The 18878-nt window shown below is 65.9% G+C and carries 15 protein-coding genes and 3 tRNA genes; 4 read left to right on the top strand and 14 right to left on the bottom strand.

The window, feature by feature from the left end; all coding sequences use genetic code 11:
• Nucleotides 1-134: 134 nt before the first annotated feature.
• From dxs to ACQ5SA_RS04930, 7 genes are all read right to left on the bottom strand, one after another.
• A complete protein-coding gene (gene dxs, locus ACQ5SA_RS04960; protein WP_499312972.1) occupies nucleotides 135-2042 on the bottom strand; it encodes a 1-deoxy-D-xylulose-5-phosphate synthase in 1908 nt (635 codons plus the stop codon).
• A 105-nt stretch (nucleotides 2043-2147) separates the two neighbouring features.
• A complete protein-coding gene (locus ACQ5SA_RS04955) occupies nucleotides 2148-2813 on the bottom strand; it encodes an HNH endonuclease (RefSeq protein WP_025876340.1) in 666 nt (221 codons plus the stop codon).
• Nucleotides 2814-3237: 424 nt separating this feature from the next.
• Complete coding sequence (locus ACQ5SA_RS04950) at nucleotides 3238-5028, bottom strand: acyl-CoA dehydrogenase C-terminal domain-containing protein (protein ID WP_499312970.1); 1791 nt, start codon at nucleotides 5026-5028, stop codon at nucleotides 3238-3240.
• A 65-nt stretch (nucleotides 5029-5093) separates the two neighbouring features.
• Entirely contained in the window at nucleotides 5094-5570 is a 477-nt protein-coding gene (locus tag ACQ5SA_RS04945) for an LEA/WHy family protein (RefSeq protein WP_089236264.1), read from the bottom strand.
• Nucleotides 5571-5733: 163 nt separating this feature from the next.
• Nucleotides 5734-6285: a lipocalin family protein gene (locus tag ACQ5SA_RS04940; protein WP_230113066.1), complete on the bottom strand. Its 552-nt coding sequence runs from the start codon at nucleotides 6283-6285 to the stop codon at nucleotides 5734-5736.
• A gap of 176 nt (nucleotides 6286-6461) precedes the next feature.
• A tRNA-Phe gene (locus tag ACQ5SA_RS04935) sits at nucleotides 6462-6537 on the bottom strand.
• Nucleotides 6538-6579: 42 nt separating this feature from the next.
• Nucleotides 6580-6655: transfer RNA gene (locus ACQ5SA_RS04930), tRNA-Phe, on the bottom strand.
• A 338-nt stretch (nucleotides 6656-6993) separates the two neighbouring features.
• On the opposite strand from ACQ5SA_RS04930, the gene curA reads away from it, so the two are divergent.
• Nucleotides 6994-8013 (top strand): NADPH-dependent curcumin/dihydrocurcumin reductase, encoded by a 1020-nt coding sequence (gene curA / locus ACQ5SA_RS04925; protein ID WP_442244065.1) that lies wholly within the window; start codon nucleotides 6994-6996, stop codon nucleotides 8011-8013.
• 69 nt (nucleotides 8014-8082) lie between these two features.
• On the opposite strand, the gene ACQ5SA_RS04920 is transcribed toward curA, so the two are convergent.
• On the bottom strand, nucleotides 8083-8547 hold the full coding sequence (locus ACQ5SA_RS04920; RefSeq protein WP_499312967.1) for a hypothetical protein: 465 nt from the start codon (nucleotides 8545-8547) through the stop codon (nucleotides 8083-8085).
• Between the two features lie 179 nt (nucleotides 8548-8726).
• Between ACQ5SA_RS04920 and ACQ5SA_RS04915 the strand changes: the two genes are divergently transcribed.
• Nucleotides 8727-8900, top strand: a complete 174-nt coding sequence (locus ACQ5SA_RS04915; RefSeq protein ID WP_499312966.1) for a hypothetical protein — start codon at nucleotides 8727-8729, stop codon at nucleotides 8898-8900.
• A gap of 54 nt (nucleotides 8901-8954) precedes the next feature.
• On the opposite strand, the gene ACQ5SA_RS04910 is transcribed toward ACQ5SA_RS04915, so the two are convergent.
• The 4 genes from ACQ5SA_RS04910 to ACQ5SA_RS04895 all read right to left on the bottom strand — a co-directional run bounded on the left by ACQ5SA_RS04910 (nucleotide 8955) and on the right by ACQ5SA_RS04895 (nucleotide 12039).
• Nucleotides 8955-9030, bottom strand: a tRNA-Ala gene (locus tag ACQ5SA_RS04910).
• A gap of 135 nt (nucleotides 9031-9165) precedes the next feature.
• A complete protein-coding gene (locus ACQ5SA_RS04905) occupies nucleotides 9166-10080 on the bottom strand; it encodes an alpha/beta hydrolase (RefSeq protein ID WP_499312964.1) in 915 nt (304 codons plus the stop codon).
• Nucleotides 10070-10963 carry an alpha/beta fold hydrolase gene (locus ACQ5SA_RS04900; protein WP_230113062.1) on the bottom strand — a complete coding sequence of 298 codons (894 nt, stop codon included), beginning with the start codon at nucleotides 10961-10963 and terminating at the stop codon, nucleotides 10070-10072. Before ACQ5SA_RS04900 ends, ACQ5SA_RS04905 begins: the two co-directional genes overlap by 11 nt.
• 20 nt (nucleotides 10964-10983) lie before the next feature.
• A complete protein-coding gene (locus ACQ5SA_RS04895) occupies nucleotides 10984-12039 on the bottom strand; it encodes a sugar phosphate isomerase/epimerase family protein (RefSeq protein WP_499312962.1) in 1056 nt (351 codons plus the stop codon).
• Nucleotides 12040-12140: 101 nt separating this feature from the next.
• Between ACQ5SA_RS04895 and ACQ5SA_RS04890 the strand changes: the two genes are divergently transcribed.
• Nucleotides 12141-12731, top strand: coding sequence for a TetR/AcrR family transcriptional regulator (locus ACQ5SA_RS04890; protein ID WP_499312961.1), 591 nt, complete (start codon nucleotides 12141-12143; stop codon nucleotides 12729-12731).
• Between the two features lie 153 nt (nucleotides 12732-12884).
• Nucleotides 12885-15215 carry a TonB-dependent receptor gene (locus ACQ5SA_RS04885; protein ID WP_499312959.1) on the top strand — a complete coding sequence of 777 codons (2331 nt, stop codon included), beginning with the start codon at nucleotides 12885-12887 and terminating at the stop codon, nucleotides 15213-15215.
• Nucleotides 15216-15312: 97 nt separating this feature from the next.
• Here the strand turns inward: ACQ5SA_RS04885 and ACQ5SA_RS04880 are convergent, their stop codons facing one another.
• On the bottom strand, nucleotides 15313-17379 hold the full coding sequence (locus ACQ5SA_RS04880; protein WP_499312957.1) for a DUF4034 domain-containing protein: 2067 nt from the start codon (nucleotides 17377-17379) through the stop codon (nucleotides 15313-15315).
• A 119-nt stretch (nucleotides 17380-17498) separates the two neighbouring features.
• Nucleotides 17499-18626, bottom strand: coding sequence for a serine hydrolase domain-containing protein (locus tag ACQ5SA_RS04875; RefSeq protein ID WP_499312956.1), 1128 nt, complete (start codon nucleotides 18624-18626; stop codon nucleotides 17499-17501).
• Nucleotides 18627-18878: the final 252 nt, after the last annotated feature.

Raw genomic sequence — 18878 nt, 5'->3', positions numbered from 1 at the left:
TCTACTTTTACCCTGGTAGATCCACGCCATGCGTGGAAGTATTTCTGCGCCACCAGTACCTACCCACGCCATGCGTGGATGAGGAACCTGGGGAGCCACGCATGGCCTGGCCCCACCAGACCCCTGCAACGCTCTCAGCCCGCCGCGCTCAACGGCGGGTTGCCGGCGGCCAGCTGCGGCCAGCGCTTGAGCAGGGCCGCACGGATGCCGGCCGCATCGATGCCGGCCTCGGCCAGCAGATCCTCGCGGCTGGCGTGATGCTGGAAGGCATCGGGCAGGCCCAGGTGCAGGATCGGGCGCAGCACGTCCTCGGCATTGAGCAGTTCGGCCACGGCCGAGCCGGCGCCGCCTGCCACCACGTTGTCTTCGATCGTCACCAGTGCGTCGTGCTGGTTGGCCATCGCCAGCACCAGCTCGCGATCGAGTGGCTTGATGAAACGCATGTTGACCACGCTCAAACCCAGTTCGCGACCCACCTGTTCGGCGGCGGCGACGGTGCTGCCGAAGGCGAGCAGGGCGACACGGTTGCCCTGCAGGCGCAGCTCGCCCTTGCCGATCGGCAGGGTCGACAGATCGCTGCCTGCGTCCACGCCGGTACCGCTGCCGCGCGGGTAGCGCACGGCTGCCGGGCCGGGGTGCTGCAGGCCGGTGCTGAGCATCTGCCGGCACTCGGCCTCGTTGGACGGGGCCATCACCACCATGTTCGGCACGCAGCGCAGGAAGCTGAGGTCGAGGTTGCCGGCGTGGGTTGCACCATCCGGGCCGACGACGCCGGCGCGGTCGATCGCAAACAGCACATCCAGGTCCTGGATGGCCACGTCGTGCACGAGCTGGTCGTACGCACGCTGCAGGAAGGTGGAATAGATCGCCACCACCGGCTTGCCACCCTGGGTGGCCATGCCTGCGGCCAGGGTCACCGCGTGCTGCTCTGCGATGGCCACGTCGAAATAACGCTGAGGATGTTCCCTGCTGAAGCGCACCAGGCCCGAGCCTTCGCGCATCGCCGGGGTGATGCCATACAGACGCGGCTCGGCGGCGGCAGCGTCACACAGCCAGTCGCCAAATACATCGGTGTAGGTCGGCTTCTTCGCGCCGGTCTTGGCCACCAGGCCCTTGTCCGGATCGAACGGGCCCACCGCGTGGTAGCCGATCTGGTCGCCTTCGGCCGGCTCGTAACCCTTGCCCTTGGTGGTCATCACATGCAGCAGCTTCGGGCCCTTGGAGGCACGCAGGGTCTTCAGCGCGGACAGCAGCGCCGGCAGGTCATGGCCGTCGATCGGGCCGGTGTAGTGGAAGCCCATTTCCTCGAACATCGTGGACGGCACGAACATGCCCTTCCAGTGTTCTTCCCAGCGCTTCACGAAACGGGCGGGGTTGTTCTTCTTGTCGCCGAGGATCTTCTTGCCGCCTTCGCGCAGCGCATTGAGCGTGCGGCTGCCGGTGGCGCGGCCGAGCATCTTGGTCAGCCCACCCACTGCCTCGGAGATCGACATGTTGTTGTCGTTGAGAATCACCAGCAGGTTCGGTTCCGGTTCCATGCCGCCGGCGTGCATCAGCGCTTCGAACGCCATGCCGGCGGTCATCGCGCCGTCGCCGATCACGGCCACGACCTTGCGGTCGTCACCTTCGGTCTGGCGCGCGATGGCCATGCCCAGCGCTGCCGAGATCGAGGTCGAGGAGTGGCCGACACCGAAGGTGTCGTATTCGCTTTCCTCGCGCTTGGGGAACGGCGCGACGCCATCCTTCTGCTTGACGGTGTGGATCTCGTCGCGGCGACCGGTAAGGATCTTGTGCGGATACGTCTGGTGGCCGACGTCCCAGACCAGCTGGTCGACCGGGGTCTGGTACAGGTAGTGCAGGGCCACGGTGAGCTCGATCACGCCCAGGCCGGCGGCAAAGTGGCCGCCGCTTTTGCCAACCGATTCGATCAGGTAGGCACGCAGTTCATCGGCAACCGCCGTCAGTTCGGATTCGTCGAACGTGCGCAGGTCATCCGGTGTCTGGATGCGCGCGAGGCGGGGATAGCGGGCAGAGTCGATCATCATGTTCGCACTTGTTCTGAACGCCCATTTTCGCCCTCAAACGGGGGTGGGGCAAGCAAACGCCGCCGTCCGTGACAGGACGGTGAGGGTTGCAATTTCAGGTGTTCAGGTGCAGAGCTTGGAACGCTTGGGCAGCTGGGCCCTCAGGAATGCCATCTGGTCGGCCAGGATGTTGCGGTTGGACAGGATCAGGTGCTCGATCCAACTCGGCCGGTAGGGTACCGCCAGCAGTGGCATGCCGGCCTGTTGCGGGGTGCGGTCGCTCTTGCGCGAATTGCAGTGGAAGCAGGCGGTGACTACGTTTTCCCAGGTATCCAGGCCGCCTTTGGACAAGGGCATGACGTGGTCGCGGGTGAGGGTCGGGCGTCCGAACTGCTGGCCGCAGTAAAGGCAGAGATGGGCATCGCGGGCGAACAGGGCCGGGTTGGTCAGGTTCGGTGTGGGGTCCAACGCGCGTGAGCGGGCATGTCCACGCGCGGCGATGATGGGGTGCAGGTCCATCCCGCTCTGCATGCCACTGCGACGATTTGTCCCACCGTGGATGTGCAGGCAGGGGTCGCCAAGTGTCCAGGCGACGGCATCGCGGGCGTAGAGGCAGGCGGCGTCCTGCCAGGTGATCCAATCCAGGACCCGCCCGTGACCATCAAGTGAGAGCAACCGGACCGTGCCGGGGCGATGCAGCGTCGTGGCGTTGGGCGATGCTTCGGCGCCCGGAGCAGAAAACGGAGCTCCGGCTTCGATCAGACCCAAGCGTGTAGTGTCTGTCTCCATCGGGAAAACAGCTTATACCTGAATGTTGACGATTTGTGTATCGCCCAGCGGGCGATACACAAATCGTCAACATTCAGGTCCACGCATTCCTCCTATTCCCCGCGCCTTTGGCGCGCCCCCTTTAACAAAAGGGGGCTTTTCTCCAGATGGATTCCGGGGGTTTCCATCCACGCGTGGCGTGGATCTACGTGTCGACCAAGGTCGACACCTACCAACAGCCGCGGGGAGTTGTCGAAGGCGGGGTGGGTCCGGTTGCGGGGGCGTGAGCGCCATGGATGGCGCGACCGAGGCTACAGGGACGTACTTGCGCCGTCCCCCGCAATTGGACCCACCCCGCCATCCCGCAGGAAACCAGCTGTTGCTGTTGCTGTTGCTGTTGCCGGCCAGCGGCCGGCACTACCGCGGGTGCCGGGCGCGGCCCGGCTCAGGCGCCGAAGCGTTCGTCGTCCATTGCCATCAGCGGTGCGGCACCCGCCTGGATGGCGGCGGCATGGCCGAGGGTGCGTGGCAGCACGCGGGCGAAGTAGAAACGTGCGGTCTCGCGCTTGCCTTGGGCGAATGCTGCGCCGTGTGCGCTGGCATCGGCGGCGGCAACGCTGCGGGCCCACCAGTAGGCCAGCACCACATACCCCGAATAGAACAGGTAGTCGTAGCTGGCTGCGCCCAGTTCGTCCGGGTTGGCGGCCGAACGCTGCAGCACGTCCATCGTCAGCTTGCCCCATTCGGCGGCCTTGGCGCGCAGCGGGCCGATGAACTCGGCCAGGCTCTCATCGCCTTCATTCGCCTTGGCGAACGCTTCGATCTCGGCCAGCATCAGCTTCAGGCCAGCGCCTTGGCTGGACGCGGTCTTGCGGCCGATCAGGTCCAGTGCCTGGATGCCGGTGGTGCCTTCGTACAGCGTGGTGATGCGGGCATCGCGGGCCAGCTGTTCCATGCCGTGTTCGCGGATGTAGCCGTGGCCACCGAAACACTGCAGGGCGTTGTAGGTGTTCTCGATCCCCCATTCGGTCTGGCAAGCCTTCGAGATCGGAGTCAGGAAGCTCACCAGGGTGTCAGCGCGCTCGCGTTCGCCAGCATCTTCCGCATGGTGGGCGACGTCGATCAGGGTGGCGGCGTGCAGCGCCAGCAGGCGGCTGCCTTCCACCAGCGACTTGATGGTCAGCAGCATGCGACGAACGTCCGGATGCACCAGGATCGGGTCGGCCGGCTTGTCCGGGAACTTGGCGCCGCTGAGCGAACGCGACTGCAGGCGCTCGCGGCTGTACTTCAGCGCGTTCTGGTACGCGCGTTCGGACAGGCCGATGCCCTGCAGGCCGACACCCAGCCGTGCAGTGTTCATCATGGTGAACATCGCCTGCAGGCCCTTGTGCGGCTGGCCGACCAGGTAGCCCTGGGCGCCATCGAAATTCATCACGCAGGTGACCGAGCCCTTGATGCCCATCTTGTGCTCGATGGAGCCGCAGCGCAGCGCGTTGCGCTCGCCGACATTGCCGTCGCGGTCGACCTTGAACTTCGGGGTGACAAACAGCGAAATGCCCTTGGCGCCCGGCGGGGCGTCGGGCAGCTTGGCCAGCACCAGGTGCACGATGTTGCCGGTCAGGTCGTGCTCGCCGGCGGTAATGAAGATCTTGGTGCCGGTGATCGAATAGCTGCCATCGGCGTTCGGCTCGGCCTTGGTCTTCAGCAGGCCCAGGTCGGTGCCGCAATGCGGCTCGGTCAGGCACATGGTGCCAGTCCAGCGGCCTTCGATCAGCGGCTTCAGGAACGCCTCGTGCTGCCAGGCTTCGCCGTGCTGTTTCAGCGCTTCGATGGCGCCGTGCGACAGCAACGGGAAGTTGCCCCAGGCCAGGTTGGCGGCGTTGATCATTTCATTGAGCGGCACGCCCAGCGTGTGCGGCAGGCCCTGGCCACCCAGTTCAGGTGACGCGGTCAGGCCGGTCCAGCCGCCGTCGACGAACTGATCGTAGGCCTGCTTGAAGCCGGGCGGAGTGGTCACTTCGCCGCTGGCCTGGTCGAGCACGCAGCCGATCTCGTCGCCCACGCTGTTGAGCGGGGCCAGCACACTGGCGCTGAAGCGGCCGGCCTCTTCCAGCACGGCATCGACGACATCAGCAGTGGCGTCGGTGAAGCCAAGACGGGCGAACAGCGGCTCGACCTTCAGCACATCGTGCAGGCCGAAACGAAGGTCGGAAAGCGGGGCGGTGTAGCTGCTCATCGGTGCGTCTCGATTTGATCAGTAACAGGGGGAGCGGCGCGATGCGTCGCGGCGGAAAGCGGAGATCAGCGCAGCACGCCGGGCAGGCCCGGGGCCTGGTTGAGCGTGCTGCGGCTGTTGATGTCGAAGGTGCGCTGCTTCTTTTCCTGCGGCGTGGCCGACACCGTGCCCTTCAGGCTGTAGGCGAGGGTGCGGTTGCTGGCCAGCGCGTCGGCGATCACCAGACGCGCGGCCGGGCTGGGCTTGAAGTTCACGTTGATGACATCGGCGGAGACGCCGCCGATGGAGATGCCCGGCTTGGCGGACAGGGGGCCGGCCTCGGTGTCGCCGATGGTCAAGGCCAGCGCGACGTCGTCGAAGCTCATCGGCATCGAACTGTAGTTCTGCAGACGCAGGGCGACGGTCCAGTCGCCGTTGGCCTGCACCGTCAGCTGCTGCAGGCTCGCGGCCGGTTCCGAAACACGCTTGACGATGCCATCGCCGCAAGCGGCCAGGGCCAGGGTGCACAGGACGATCAAGACGGTACGGAAGCGGTGGAGCATGGGCGCAGGTCCTCTGAGGGCAGTGCGTGGGATAAGCATACTACGGCGTATGGTGGAATGGGGCGCCTGCGGCGACCCGCCACAGAGGGTAGCGCGTGAAGATGCGCGCGAGGCGTGCGCGATGTCGGATTGCGAGCGTGGCGTGCGCCGGTTGGGCGGCGCTTCAATCGGCGGGTGGGTCGCGCAGGGGCGCCATCATGCGCAGCGGTGCGAGGTCGTAGCCCATCGCTTCGGCCTTTGCCTTGAGCCGGTCGAACAGGGCGCGGTCCATCTCCGGCAGGCGCGCGAGGATCCACAGATACTTGTGGCCGGGCTCACCGACCATCGCCCACTGGTAATCCGGGTCCAGCGCGATCACCCAGTAGTCGGCCCAGACCAGGGGCACCCAGCTCAGCCAGTCGGGAACGAAGCGCACCTGCAGCTGGCCGGGCTGTCCCGCAACGGGCCGCGCCACGCCTTCGGCGACAACCCGCTCGCCATCGGCCTTGCGGCAGGCATTGGTGACGCTGATGCGACCATCGCGGCGCAGCCCGTAGTTGGCGGTGATCTCGCCCACGCACTGCTTCTGGAACGACACTGGCAGATGGGCGATCTCGTGCCACTGACCGGCATAGCGATCAATGTCCAGTTCGCTGACGGCACGCACGGGCTCGGCAGCAAGTGCCGGTGCGGCGAAAAGCAGCAGGCAGGCGAGCAGGGCGGGGCGCAGGTGCATGGGGCGGCTCCGGGCAGGACTCTGGAGCGTAGGGTGCACGGCACGCGGAGGTGTGAATGTTTCGTCAACCCGCGTGCCCGCGTCCGCGCACAATCGATGCGGCGTGAGCCACGCCATGCGTGGACGGAAAAGTCGCAGACAAAAAAAAGACCTGCATTTCTGCAGGTCTTCGAACATGGTGGCCGAGGACGGAATCGAACCGCCGACACGGGGATTTTCAATCCCCTGCTCTACCAACTGAGCTACTCGGCCATGTAGAAAAAAAAGACCCGCATTTCTGCAGGTCTTCGAAAGTGGTGGCCGAGGACGGAATCGAACCGCCGACACGGGGATTTTCAATCCCCTGCTCTACCAACTGAGCTACTCGGCCACTTGTTTCGTTGCAGCGATGTCGCTGCCGAGGACGCGCATATTACGGACGTAGGACAGGTTCGGCAAGCGTTTTGGAAAAAAACCTTCACATTGGTGTCTGCGGCCGGCGGAAGGTCGTGCAAGTGATTGATCCTGCGTTGAGCCGGCTCGACCGGAATTGTCGGACGCGGAAAACAGCGGCCCGCCGCTGACGTCAAAGCTGACGGGGCAAGCGATGCAGGGACGGAGTGGGGACGGCGCCGATGGAACGCTGTTTTCATGGCGCCCACGCGGGCAGGGTACGGCGTACTGTCGCGGTTCCCCTCCCCGAAGCTGCCCGCAGCAGAGCCATTGGACATGTCCGATTCAACCACCCGTATCGTGCTTGCCTCGCGTCCGCAAGGTGCGCCGGTCGCCACCAATTTCCGCCTCGAACAGGCGGCCCTGCCGGCGCTGGCGCCCGGCCAGGTGCTGCTGCGCAACCGTTACCTGTCGCTGGATCCGTACATGCGCGGACGCATGGACGATGGCCCGTCATACGCCCCGCCCGTGGCCGTGGATGCAGTGATGGAAGGCCAGACCGTCGCCGAAGTACTGCAGTCGCAGGCGCCTGGCCTGGCGGTGGGCGACCTGGTGCTGGCCCCCGGTGGTTGGCAGACCCATGCCGTGGTGGCGGGCGATGCGATCAGCCGGCGGCTGGATCCGGCCGGGTTGCCGCTGAGCACGGCATTGGGCGTGTACGGCATGCCAGGGTTCACCGCGTACTCCAGCCTGATAGAAATCGGCAGGCTGCAACCCGGTGAGACCCTGGTGGTGGCTGCTGCCAGTGGACCGGTCGGGGCCACCGTGGCGCAGCTGGCCAAGCTGCAGGGCGCGCGCGTGGTCGCCATCGCCGGTGGTGAGACCAAGCGTGCGTACCTGGAGACATTGGGCGTGGACGTGGCGCTGGACCATCGCGCCTCCGATTTTGCAGCGCAGCTGCGTGCTGCCGTACCGGATGGCATCGACGTGTATTTCGAGAACGTGGGGGGGCATGTGCTCGATGCGGTATTGCCGCTGCTCAATGATTTCGCGCGCATTCCGGTGTGCGGCACCATCGCCACCTACAACGCCCGCGGCGTCGCACAGCCTGGACCGGATCGGCTGCCGGCGCTGTTCAGCCAGATCCTGCGCCAGCGGCTGACGGTGCGTGGCTTCATCGTCCATGACTTCAAGCATCTATGGCCGGATTTCGAGCGCGACATGCCGCAGTGGCTGCGCGATGGGCGCATCCAGTACCGCGAAGACGTCGTGCAGGGTCTGCAGAATGCGCCGGAAGCCTTCTTTGGCCTGCTGCAGGGACGCAACTTCGGCAAGCTGGTGGTGAAGCTGGATTGAGTGATCGCTTCATCGAGGCACCGGAACGGGTCCGGTGCCCTCCATCCACGACGCGTGCCGTTCGTTGGCTTACGGGGCGAAACGAAGCTGATTGGCGTCGCGGATCTGGATCTGGGTCTGGTAGTAGTACTTGTCGCTCTGCCGGCCGTTCGAATCGATGAAGGCGATGCGTACCCGACGCGCGGTGCCGCGCACCAGCATGCGCCGGTTCTGCAGCTGTTCGAGCTTCATGCCCAACGCCTTCTCCAGTTCCGGGCGCAGCGCGGCATCGATGTTGAGCGTGATGTTGAGCGGGTGGCGGTAATCGCGCTCGCTGTTCAGGTAGATGCGCTCGCCTTCGGTACCGATGGCCTGCACGGTCAGCACGAAAACGCCGGAGATACCGCGCGCGGGGTCATCCTGCGCGGCACGCACCGCCTCGTAGGTGCCGATGTAGCCTGCTGGCGGCGCTGGTTGCCGGTCAAGGCGATGCGCGCAGCCAGTGGCGAGCAGCAGTGGGATCAACAGGGCAGACATCAGGGCAGGGCGATACATGGCGCATCCTTGTGCGAGGTGACCGCCGATTGTGACCACGCGCCGATGACGATCACAAGCATTGAAGGGGCGTGATGGCTGCACGCGCTGTTCGCAGGCAACCGACCGCCGCATCACGCAGGCGTGGCTAGCGTTGTCCGCGTCACGTTGGCCTGTTGCCAGCGCAGTGGGAGCGATTCATGACCGAACACGACAAGAAGACCTCGAACGCACACGAAGGCGTGCAGGAAAGTCGCCAGGACCGGCAGCAGGAGGAAGTGGCCAAGCAGCGCCCCGGCCAGCAGGACCAGAAGGTGCGCGATGCACATTCGCGTTCACCCGTCCGCAAGGACGGCGGGCAGGCCCCGGCCTGAGCGGTTGGCCAAAACAAAAAGCCCCGGCAGTGCCGGGGCTTTTTGTTCTTCATATGGTGGAGCCAAGGAGGATCGAACTCCTGACCTCGTCATTGCGAACGACGCGCTCTCCCAGCTGAGCTATGGCCCCATGGGTGGTGTTGCATCCCGTGGGCAGCGGAGCTGACGCCACGTGACGACCCTAGCATAGCGCTGGCCGGTGCCGGCTGCAAAGGGGCGGGCCGGACACAGCGGCGCAGGTGATCTGCGCCGCTGCAGGCCGGGCTCAGGGCAGCAAGGCCGCCGCGCGCTGGATCGCGATGTCGGTCGCAGCCGACACGCCATGCAGGTGGATACAGGCGTGGATCATCCCCGGCAGGCGCTCCAGCGTGCAGTCCACACCCGCGTCCCGCAGGTGCGCGGCGTATTGTTCAGCTTCATCGCGCAGCGGATCGAACTCACAGCTCAGCACAGTGGCCGCTGGCAGCCCGCGCAGATCTGGGGCGTGCAGGGGCGAAGCCAGCGCCTGCCGGCGGTCACCGTCGCCCAGATAGGCCTGCCAGCAGCGCTGCATCAGTTCGGCGCTGAGGTAGTAACCGTCGGCGAACTCACGATAGGTGCTGCTGGCCATGGTGGCATCCAATGCCGGGTACAGCAGCAGCTGATGCGATGGCAGCGGCAGTCCCTGATCGCGCAGCAGCAGGCAGCACGCGGCGGCGAGATTGCCGCCAGCGCTGTCTCCACCGATGAGCAGGCGCGCGGGATCAAGACCCAGGTCTGCGGCATTGGCCTGCAGCCACAGCCAGGCGTCGGCGACGTCGTGCAGCGGCGTCGGGAACGGATGCTCCGGGGCCAGCCGATAACCGACGGCAGCGATGACATGGCCGCTGGCATTGGCCAGGGCTCGGCAGGGGCCGTCATAGACCGCCAGCGAGCACTGGAACCAGCCACCGCCGTGGGCGAACAACAGGGCGGGGCGGGGTTCGGCGCTGTTGGTAGCGGGCGTGTACAGGCGCACGACCAGCGCATGGCCGTCGCGCGCGCTGACGACGTGCTCCACGACATGCGATACCGCCTCGGTGGCGCCCTGCAATGTGGGCAGCGCCTGCTCGCTGAGTGCGCGCAGCTCCAGCAGATCGTGTGGCAACGGTTGCGCCACCACCGCATCGACGAACGACTGCAGCGCAGGTTCAAGCGGCATGACCAGCCTCCTGCAGGAACGGCAGCAGCTGGGCGAGGAACGCCTGCGGTGCTTCTTCCATGATGAAGTGGCCACAGCCCGGAACAACGCTGCCGCGCAGGTCATCGGCATGCGGCTGCAGGGTCAGCATCGGGGCGTTGCCGGTGGCGTGCTCGGCACCGATGGCCAGCACCGGCATCGTCAACCGGCGTTGTGCGCGGAGCTGGTTCTGGCGGATCGTTTCCGGAATCGCGCGGTACCAGGCAAACCCTGCACGCAACGCGCCGGGGCGGCTGTAGGCGGCAATGTAGGTTTCGCTGGCCACCGCATCGCGCCGGTACGACCAGCGGTCGAACATGAAGTCCAGGTAGGCGCGTTCGCGACCGGTGATGAGTGCCTCGGGCAGATCGGCCACCTGGTTGAACATGAAGTGCCACAGGAAGATGTTGTCGGCCGGTGCGGCGAAAATGCCCGGCTCAGGTGCCAGCCCGGGAATCACCGCTTCGGTCACGGCCAGACGCTGTACCGCCTGCGGCTGGTCGCTGGCCAATGCATAGGCGATCCACATGCCGATGTCATGGCCGACCACCTGGTAGCGCTCGTGGCCCAGGGCCTGCATGGTCTGATGCAGTACCGCGGCGGCACTGCCGGTGTCGTAACCGTGCGCGGGACGATCGGATTCGCCGATGCCGGGCGGGTCGACCGCGATCGCTTCGAAGCCGGCCTCGGCCAGCGCGTGCAGCACGTGGCGCCAGGCGTACCAGGTCTGCGGCCAGCCCGGGATCAACAGCACCGGTTGCCCGCTGCCGGCGGATACGCAATGCACGCGCTGGCCGTCGATGCGCAGGTAGTGGTGGCGCAGGGTGTCGTCGCCGGTGGTACCAGCGGTGGGGATGTTCGTCATGAGGATGTTCCTGTGGGGGCTCAGGCGATGCCGAGCATGTTCTGCATCTGGGCGCTGCTGATCGGCGCGCCGGCGAAGTCGTCGAAGATCTTGTCGGTGACCGGGATGATGTGATCGCGGATGAAGGCGGCACCTTCGCGCGCGCCGGCTTCCTGGTCCTTCAGGCAGCACTCCCACTCCAATGTTGCCCAGCCGGCGTAGTCGTACTGCGCCAGCTTGGAGAAGATCGACTTGAAATCGACCTGGCCATCGCCCAGCGAGCGGAAGCGGCCGGCGCGATCGGTCCAGTCGGCGTAGCCGCCATAGATGCCCTGGCGGCCATTGGGACGGAACTCCGCGTCCTTGACATGGAACATGCGGATCAACGGATGGTAGATGTCCAGGAACTGCAGGTAATCCAGTTGCTGCAGCACGAAGTGGCTGGGATCGAACAGGATGCGGCAGCGCTCGTGCTGGCCCACACGCTCGAAGAAGCGCTCGAAGCTGGTGCCATCGTGCAGGTCTTCGCTGGGATGGATTTCGTAGCAGAGGTTGATGCCGTTGTCCTCGCAGGTATCGAGGATAGGCCGCCAGCGGCGTGCCAGTTCATCGAACGCGGTATCGATCAGGCCCGGCGGACGCTGCGGGAACGGGAACAGGTAGGGCCAGGCGAACGAACCGGAGAAGGTGCCCATGTCCTGCAGGCCGAGCCGGCGCGAGGCGCGGGCGGCCAGATGCAGCTGTTGCTGCGCCCATTCGCTGCGTGCCTGCGGATTGCCGCGCAGCGCCTCCGGGGCGAAGCCATCGCACAGTTCATCGTAGGCCGGATGCACGGCTACCAGCTGGCCCAGGATGTGGGTGGTCAGCTCGCTGACCTGCAGGCCGTGCTCGGCCAGGGTGCCACGCAGGTCATCGCAGTAGTCCTGGCTGTCGGCAGCGGTGGCCAGGTCGAACAGGCGCGCGTCCCATGCCGGAATCTGCAGGGCCTTGAAACCGTGGCCGCCCGCCCAGGCGGCGATGCCGGACAGGCTGTCGAACGGCGCCTGGTCGCCAGCGAACTGCGCCAGGTGCAGGCTGGGGCCTTTGAGGGTTTGCATGTGTTGCTCCAATTGTTTGTCGGTCGACAAAGAATAGGCGTGTGCATCGGGATGGTCAACACCCGCGTTACACTGCGCGCCTCAGAACGGCAGGCAGGCAGATGGCAGGGCGACCGCGCGAATTCGACAGGGACCAGGCATTGCGCAAGGCGATGCTGTTGTTCTGGCAGCACGGCTATGAGGGCACCTCGATGTCGGCCCTGGTTGAAACGCTTGGCATTGCCTCGGCACGCATCTACGCCGCGTTCGGCAGCAAGGAGCAGTTATTCCGCGAAGCAGTGGCGCTGTACGAGGAAGGCGAGGGCGGCTTCGCGCCGCGCGCGCTGGAGCAGGCGTCACTGCGCGATGCGATCGGCAGCATGCTGCGTGACGCCGTGTTGACCTACACCCGTCGCGGTCGTCCGCATGGCTGTCTGGTGGTGTCCTCGGCCAGCAGCGTGTCACCCGATGGCGAGGGCGTACGCGACTGGCTCGCCAGCCATCGCCGCCAGCGCACGGCAGCGATCGTCGCGCGGCTGCAGCAGGCGCAGGCGGCCGGCGAGCTGGCGGCCGATCTGTCCGTGCAGGCCCTGGGCGATCATTTCGCCACGGTACTGCATGGCATCTCGGTGCAGGCGCGTGACGGCGTCAGCCGTGAGCGCCTGCTGGCGATGGTCGAGGTTGCGCTGGCGCCGCTGCCAAAGGACGGCTGAGGGCGGACTGTGCCGAAAACGGCTTGATGCCCCTGCTGTCTGCCGGCGCAACGAAATTGTAACAATTTGGAGGATAATGGCCGCTTGCGCAGTTTTCCTCCTATTTGCCGCCCGGTCAGCGCAGGCCGCACGGACGCCTCCTCAGAGCTTTCGATGCCTTCCCATTCCGATTCCCGCCGTTCGTCGGGCATGTCGTCCTCCCTCGTTTCCTTCCGTCGCCATCCGCTGGCCCTGGCCTGTGCAGGCCTGGCGCTGGCTGCCAGCTTCGGTGCTGCCGCGCAGGACAGTGCGCCGACCCCGACCGGGCTGGACACCATCACCGTGACCGCCGAGCACCGCGAGCAGAACCTGCAGGAAGTGCCGGTATCGGTAGGCGTGGTGCAGGGCGAGCGCATGCGCGACTTCACCGCCGGCGGCGACGACACCCTGCTGGCGCTGTCCGGCCGCGTGCCGAGCCTGTATGCGGAAACCACCACCGGCCGCATCTTCCCGCGCTTCTACATCCGCGGCCTGGGCAACATCGATTTCTACCTGGGTGCCTCGCAGCCGGTCTCGATCATCCAGGACGACGTTGTGCTGGAGCACGTAGTGCTGAAGTCCAACCCGGTCTATGACGTGGACCAGGTGGAAGTGCTGCGCGGTCCGCAGGGCTCGCTGTTCGGCCGCAACACCACCGCCGGCATCGTCAAGTTCGACACCCTCAAGCCGACCCAGGACTACAGCGGCCGCGTCAGCGCCAGCTATGCCTCCTACAACAGCGTGTCGATCGACGGTGGTTTCGGCGGCCCGATCAACGACATAGCCTCGTTCCGCGTGTCGGCCCTGTACCAGCACCGCGATGATTACGTCGACAACACCTACACCGGCCCCAGTGCAGATGGCACGGTCAGCCCGAAGAAGAACGCCATGGGCGGCTTCGACGACCGCAATGTGCGTGCACAGCTGCTACTGACCCCGAGCGACCAGTTCTCGATCCTTGCTTCGGCCCACGCCCGCGACTACGAAGGCACCTCGACCCTGTTCCTGCGCAACGCGCTGACCAAGGGTTCGAACAAGACCGACGTGCCGCGTGACCAGGTCGCCTACGACGAGGCCGACAACAACCCGCAGGCGTACAAGACCTACGGTGGTTCGGTGAAGGCGCGTTATGACTTCGGCGCGATCGACTTCACCTCGATCACCGCTTACGAAACCACCTCCGGCTACAGCCGCGGTGACACCGACGGCGGCGCCGCGGTCAACTACCCGGTCAATGGCGTGCCGAACGGCTACGGCCAGTCGATGGGCCAGATCCGCGACCTTGACCAGTGGACCCAGGAATTCCGCCTGGCCAGCCACGATGACAGCGCCCTGCAGTGGCAGGCCGGCGCGTTCTACTTCAACGGCAGCGACACCACCGACTTCTACCAGCGCGCCTGGTTCCTGAAGGGCGCGGCGCGCAACCCGAACAACTGGGTGCGCCTGCGCAACAAGAACACTTCGTGGGCCGGTTTCGGTCAGCTCAGCTACGCCTTCACCGACAAGTTCACCGTCACCGCCGGCCTGCGCCAGACCCGCGATGAGAAGCACACCCGTCTGTTGAAGACCGCCGACACCGCCGCTGGCGCAGTCACCTACAAGGGCCGCACCGACGTCAAGATGACCGACACCACCCCGAGCTGGGATCTGAGCGCGATGTATCAGATCACCCCGGACGTGAGCGTCTATGCGAAGGTCGCGCGCGGCTTCCGCGGCCCGACCATCCAGGGCCGTTCGGCAGTGTTCAACGCTGACTTCACCACCGCCGATTCGGAGACGATCCTGTCCTGGGAAGCCGGCGTGAAGAGCAGCCTGTGGGACAACCGCCTGCGTTTGAATGCCACCGCGTTCACCTACACCGTCAACGACATCCAGCTCAACGGCAACGATTCGGACGGCAATGGCGTGCTGTTCAACGCCGACAAGGCCAAGGCCTACGGCTTCGAAGCGGACATGGAGCTGCGCCCGATCCCGAACCTGACCCTGAGCGCCGGCCTGAGCCTGCTGCACAGCGAGATCAAGGACAAGCGCGTGTATGCGCAGGTCTGCGCACTGAACGGCAAGGTGGTGTGCACCGTCGATGACCCGACGATCAAGGTCGGTGCCAATACCTTCGCCCAGATCGATGGCAATCCGCTGCCGAACGCGCCGAAGTACAACATCAACCTGGCCGCGCGCTACGACTTCCCGCTCAGCGATGCGGGCACGATGTTCGTGTCCACCGACTGGAACAAGCAGGGCTACACCAGCTTCGTGCTGTACGACAGCCAGGAGTTCAATTCGAAGGGTGACTTCGAAGGCGGCCTGAAGATCGGCTACTCGGGCAACTACGGCGCGTATGAAGTGTCGCTGTTCGCGCGCAACATCACCAACGAGAAGAACCTCAAGGGTGTGATCGAGAACTACATGGCGGCGGTCTACAACGAGCCGCGTACCGTGGGTGTGTCGCTGAACATGAACTGGTAAGCGGCATCGGTCGGTACCGCACGCGGTACCGACACCATTGCACTTCCCTCCAGACGCCCTGCCTGTGCAGGGCGTCTGTCGTTGAGCTGCCGCGGGTTCAGACCGGCTGCACGTCGTGCCGGTCGGGTACTGCATCCAGTCCGAAGGTCAGCTGCCAGCTGCGCAGGTCCACTTTCTCGCGGTCGCGGGCTTGCTGGCGCGCCGCACGGCTGGCACCAAACAACTTGCCCTGCCCATCGATCAGCGGACGCATGCGCAGCACCTCTGCGTTGTCGGGCTCGGCGTCGGCGGCACGCTCAAGCCAGATCTTGGCCAGGAAGGCATTGGCAGGCACACCGTTGCCGAAGTGGAACACATCGGCCAGGAAACCGGCGGCCCACGCCTGGGTCGCGCTGTCGCCACGCCACCACAGTGGCCCCAGCAGGTCGAACACGGCTTCGCGCTTGTCGTTGTCGTCCTCGTCCTGGTACAGCAGCACCGCAAGGTTCTTGTGCGCCGGGCGCCATACCCGGTCATGCGGCGCAGCCTCGTCCACGCAGCGCCGATACAACACGCGCGACCGCTGCTGCAGTGCCGGATCGGGGTTCTGCCTGAAGAGCTCGCCGAGGTGCCAAGCGCGGTTGTAGATGACCACCAGGTCGCCGGCGGCAATCGCGCGTTCGGTCCACAGCGCTTCCTGCTCGGGATCGGTGTAGGCGGGGAAGTCCTTGCCGGCCACGCGCCCGCGGTACAGATCCACCAGCGATGCCATTGATCGCGGGTCCCCGGCTTGCGCGAGCTGCAGCAGCATCTGCAGGCCGGCCGGCGCGGAAACCGAGCAGAGCAGATTGGCAGCCACCGTAGACAGTTCCACGTCTTCTTCATCGGCCGTCGCCAGCGCTCCCTGCAGGTGCTGCGCGGCGAGGGCGTTGTCCGCGCTGAAACCGAACAGGCCGGATTGGCGACCGGCCGCCAACCACGCAAGCGCATGCGCGCTGTCGGTCCAGCCTTCGACACTGGCCAGAACCTGCGTGAACAGGGTTTCGGCGCCGTCGACGCGTGCGAACAGCGCACAGGCTTCCAGTGCGTTCAGCCCCTCATCAACCACACAGCCCGGATCCAGTGCGAAGGCTTCTGCCAGGCACTCATGGGCATGCGTCATCCGCACCGGGTCCCAGTTCACCTCGTTGTCCTGCGGTTCGTCGCGGCCGAGGTGATAGTCCATGGTTGCCCACCAGCACAGCACCTGTGCCCGGGTGGACGCGTCCAGATGCAGGTCGAGCAGCGCGCGGTAGGCCTGGTCGTGCTCGGCAATGGCCTCGGCATCGTCGGCATCCGGGGTGAACCACAGCCAGTCGCGTTCCTTGACCACGCGCAGTCGATTGCGCTGGGGAAGCATCAATCGCGATGCTTCGGGGCCATCGATGAAGTGCTGCATCAAGGCATGGCTGCCGCCCCAGCGCGGGTACAGGTAATACAGATAGGTCTCGAGCACGTCGACATCGTCGGCACGGAACGACAACGCCAGCTGCAGCCAGTAGTCGGCGACGTACTTGAATGCCTCTTCGCTGCGTTGCGCCAGCACAGGAGGCAGCGCAGGCAGCTCATCCAAGGGGGCGCCGTAAGGCGCGAGCAATGCGACCGCATCGGCGAATGCTTCCGGATCCTGGTGCTGCTGCGTGGTGTACAGATCGGCGCGACCGCCGCGCTGCAACTGCTGCAACCAACGCGGCTCGCCCAGATAGCAGGCCATCCGCAGCATCCGCCCCAGTACGAAGGCGGGGCGTGGATGCCGCGCGACGGTATGCAGCCACGCGGCCAGAGCATGGTCGCGCGCCAGGGCAGCACCGTCCCATTGCGCCTGGTGGATCTTTTCGACGGTGTCGGTGGAACGGATGCGGCCGGCAACGCGGTCCCACAGTGTGCCCAGTACGGCCCACGCATGCGGGCTGTGTGGCTGTCGCGCACACCAGTGCCGCGCGCGTCCAAGGCGGGCAGGCAGGTCCTGCGTGGGTTCAAGCAAGGTGGCGAGCAACCAGCCATATCCAAAGCGCGGGGTGTCACCGTCGAGCCACTGTTGCTCCACCGCCCCGAGCAGCCGGTCGACATCGTCGAAACGCTCCTGCTGCAGCGCGTCGCGTGCTTCGCGGCGCAAGGCCATCGCGTCGTGGGGGGAATGCGGCATGGGGAACAGCGTCCTTGCAGATGATCGGACGCGCATTCTAGGCAATCCGGTACAGGCCTGTTATCTCTTGCGGTGCCGCGGCAGGCCGACGCCCTGCAACTGCAGGGCGTCGGCCGGTGTTACTTCGCGGCGGGCGCGGCGGAAGGTGACAGTTCGGCGAACAGGCCGCCGAGCACACCCATGGTGACCGTGTCGGCCCCCATGTCTTCGGCGGCGTTGGCAATAGCGATCACGCCACTGTTCTGTGCGGGGAACAGCACCACCCACGCCAGCCAGTTGCCATCGGAGCCACCGTGCACCAGCACCGGGCCCTGGCGGCCTGCGATCGACGGCTGTACGCCCCAGTCCAGACCCGAGGGGCTGCCCGGTTGCGCGCTCTGCATCAGCGTGTAGGACGCAGGCGTCAACAGCGTGCCCTTGCCGTGGCTGCCGGCGAGCTGGTCGATGGCGAACAGTGCCAGGTCCTGCAGGCGCATGTGCAGGTTGCCGGCGGCGGTGTAGATCGGCGGTACGCCATCATCGGCTTTCTGCGGCGCGCGGGTGACGGGCTTGCCGCCGCGGTGGCCCAACGGCTGCCCTGCCGTGGTCGGCCCGAAGCCGGCACCGGTCATCTTCAGTGGCTGGAACACCTCGCGCTGGATCAGCGTTTCCACGTCCTTGCCAGTGGCGCGCTCGGCGATCACGGCTGCGATCAGGAAGCCGCTGTTGCTGTAAGCGAATTCCGTTCCCGGCGGGTGGATCGGCGCCTCGGACAGCGCGGCCTTGATGTAGGCGTCGCGTTGTACAGGCAGGGCACGCGTGTCGGTGAAGAACGCATCCAGCGCGGCGCCATCGGTGAGGTTTTCCGGCAGGCCGGCGCGGTGCGACAGCAGCTGCACCAGCGTGACGTTGCGGTAGGCCGGCTGCATCTGCGCGGCCAGGTCGGGCAGCATCGTCGACAGCGGCGCATCCCACTTCAGCACGCCCTGTTCGACCAGACGCGCGATCATCGCGACGGTGATTGGTTTACCGGTCGAGCCGATCATCCAGGCATCACCGGTGCTGACGGCCACCTTCTCATCATTGCGGCGCACGCCGCTGACGGCCTGCTCGGCGATCTTGCCGTCGCGGATCACCAGTACTCCCATGGCCGGCGTCGTCGTGCCCTGCAGCGCCTGTGCAATGCGTGCCTGCAGGTCATCGGCGGCGCTGGCACTTGCGGCAACGCACAGGAGTGAAACGCCCAGCCATCGGCGCAGGTGGCGCATGGGGCGGGAGGGGGAAGCTGCGGTCCGTTCGGAGATGATCGTGTGCATGGAAGTCCTTTGCGCAGCAGCGTGGGCAGGACCTGCGCCGACGGCATCGGTCCTGCGGGGTGCGTCGTCCACCCGTACCTTGATAAAGGCATGAAAGGTGACGCGCGATTCACTCTTGCATGCCGCCGACGCAGGCGTATGTGTCTGCAGTCATGTACATGAACCGAGCGGCGCGATCCTGTTGGCGGGCGTACAGGATCACGG

This window comes from Stenotrophomonas indicatrix (genome assembly GCF_050573115.1).
GTDB lineage: Bacteria > Pseudomonadota > Gammaproteobacteria > Xanthomonadales > Xanthomonadaceae > Stenotrophomonas > Stenotrophomonas lactitubi_A.
This window is presented reverse-complemented; position numbering and strand designations above follow the sequence as displayed.

What these genes read in the sequence shown, in the direction of transcription:
- dxs (WP_499312972.1), bottom strand. Translation starts at nt 2,042, where the DNA reads ATGATCGACTCTGCCCGCTATCCCCGCCTCGCGCGCATCCAGACACCG.
- ACQ5SA_RS04950 (WP_499312970.1), bottom strand. Translation starts at nt 5,028, where the DNA reads ATGAGCAGCTACACCGCCCCGCTTTCCGACCTTCGTTTCGGCCTGCAC.
- ACQ5SA_RS04905 (WP_499312964.1), bottom strand. Translation starts at nt 10,080, where the DNA reads ATGCCGCTTGAACCTGCGCTGCAGTCGTTCGTCGATGCGGTGGTGGCG.
- ACQ5SA_RS04880 (WP_499312957.1), bottom strand. Translation starts at nt 17,379, where the DNA reads ATGCCGCATTCCCCCCACGACGCGATGGCCTTGCGCCGCGAAGCACGC.
- ACQ5SA_RS04915 (WP_499312966.1), top strand. Translation starts at nt 8,727, where the DNA reads ATGACCGAACACGACAAGAAGACCTCGAACGCACACGAAGGCGTGCAG.
- ACQ5SA_RS04920 (WP_499312967.1), bottom strand. Translation starts at nt 8,547, where the DNA reads ATGTATCGCCCTGCCCTGATGTCTGCCCTGTTGATCCCACTGCTGCTC.
- ACQ5SA_RS04900 (WP_230113062.1), bottom strand. Translation starts at nt 10,963, where the DNA reads ATGACGAACATCCCCACCGCTGGTACCACCGGCGACGACACCCTGCGC.
- ACQ5SA_RS04955 (WP_025876340.1), bottom strand. Translation starts at nt 2,813, where the DNA reads ATGGAGACAGACACTACACGCTTGGGTCTGATCGAAGCCGGAGCTCCG.
- ACQ5SA_RS04895 (WP_499312962.1), bottom strand. Translation starts at nt 12,039, where the DNA reads ATGCAAACCCTCAAAGGCCCCAGCCTGCACCTGGCGCAGTTCGCTGGC.
- ACQ5SA_RS04945 (WP_089236264.1), bottom strand. Translation starts at nt 5,570, where the DNA reads ATGCTCCACCGCTTCCGTACCGTCTTGATCGTCCTGTGCACCCTGGCC.
- ACQ5SA_RS04940 (WP_230113066.1), bottom strand. Translation starts at nt 6,285, where the DNA reads ATGCACCTGCGCCCCGCCCTGCTCGCCTGCCTGCTGCTTTTCGCCGCA.
- curA (WP_442244065.1), top strand. Translation starts at nt 6,994, where the DNA reads ATGTCCGATTCAACCACCCGTATCGTGCTTGCCTCGCGTCCGCAAGGT.
- ACQ5SA_RS04875 (WP_499312956.1), bottom strand. Translation starts at nt 18,626, where the DNA reads ATGCGCCACCTGCGCCGATGGCTGGGCGTTTCACTCCTGTGCGTTGCC.
- ACQ5SA_RS04890 (WP_499312961.1), top strand. Translation starts at nt 12,141, where the DNA reads ATGGCAGGGCGACCGCGCGAATTCGACAGGGACCAGGCATTGCGCAAG.
- ACQ5SA_RS04885 (WP_499312959.1), top strand. Translation starts at nt 12,885, where the DNA reads ATGCCTTCCCATTCCGATTCCCGCCGTTCGTCGGGCATGTCGTCCTCC.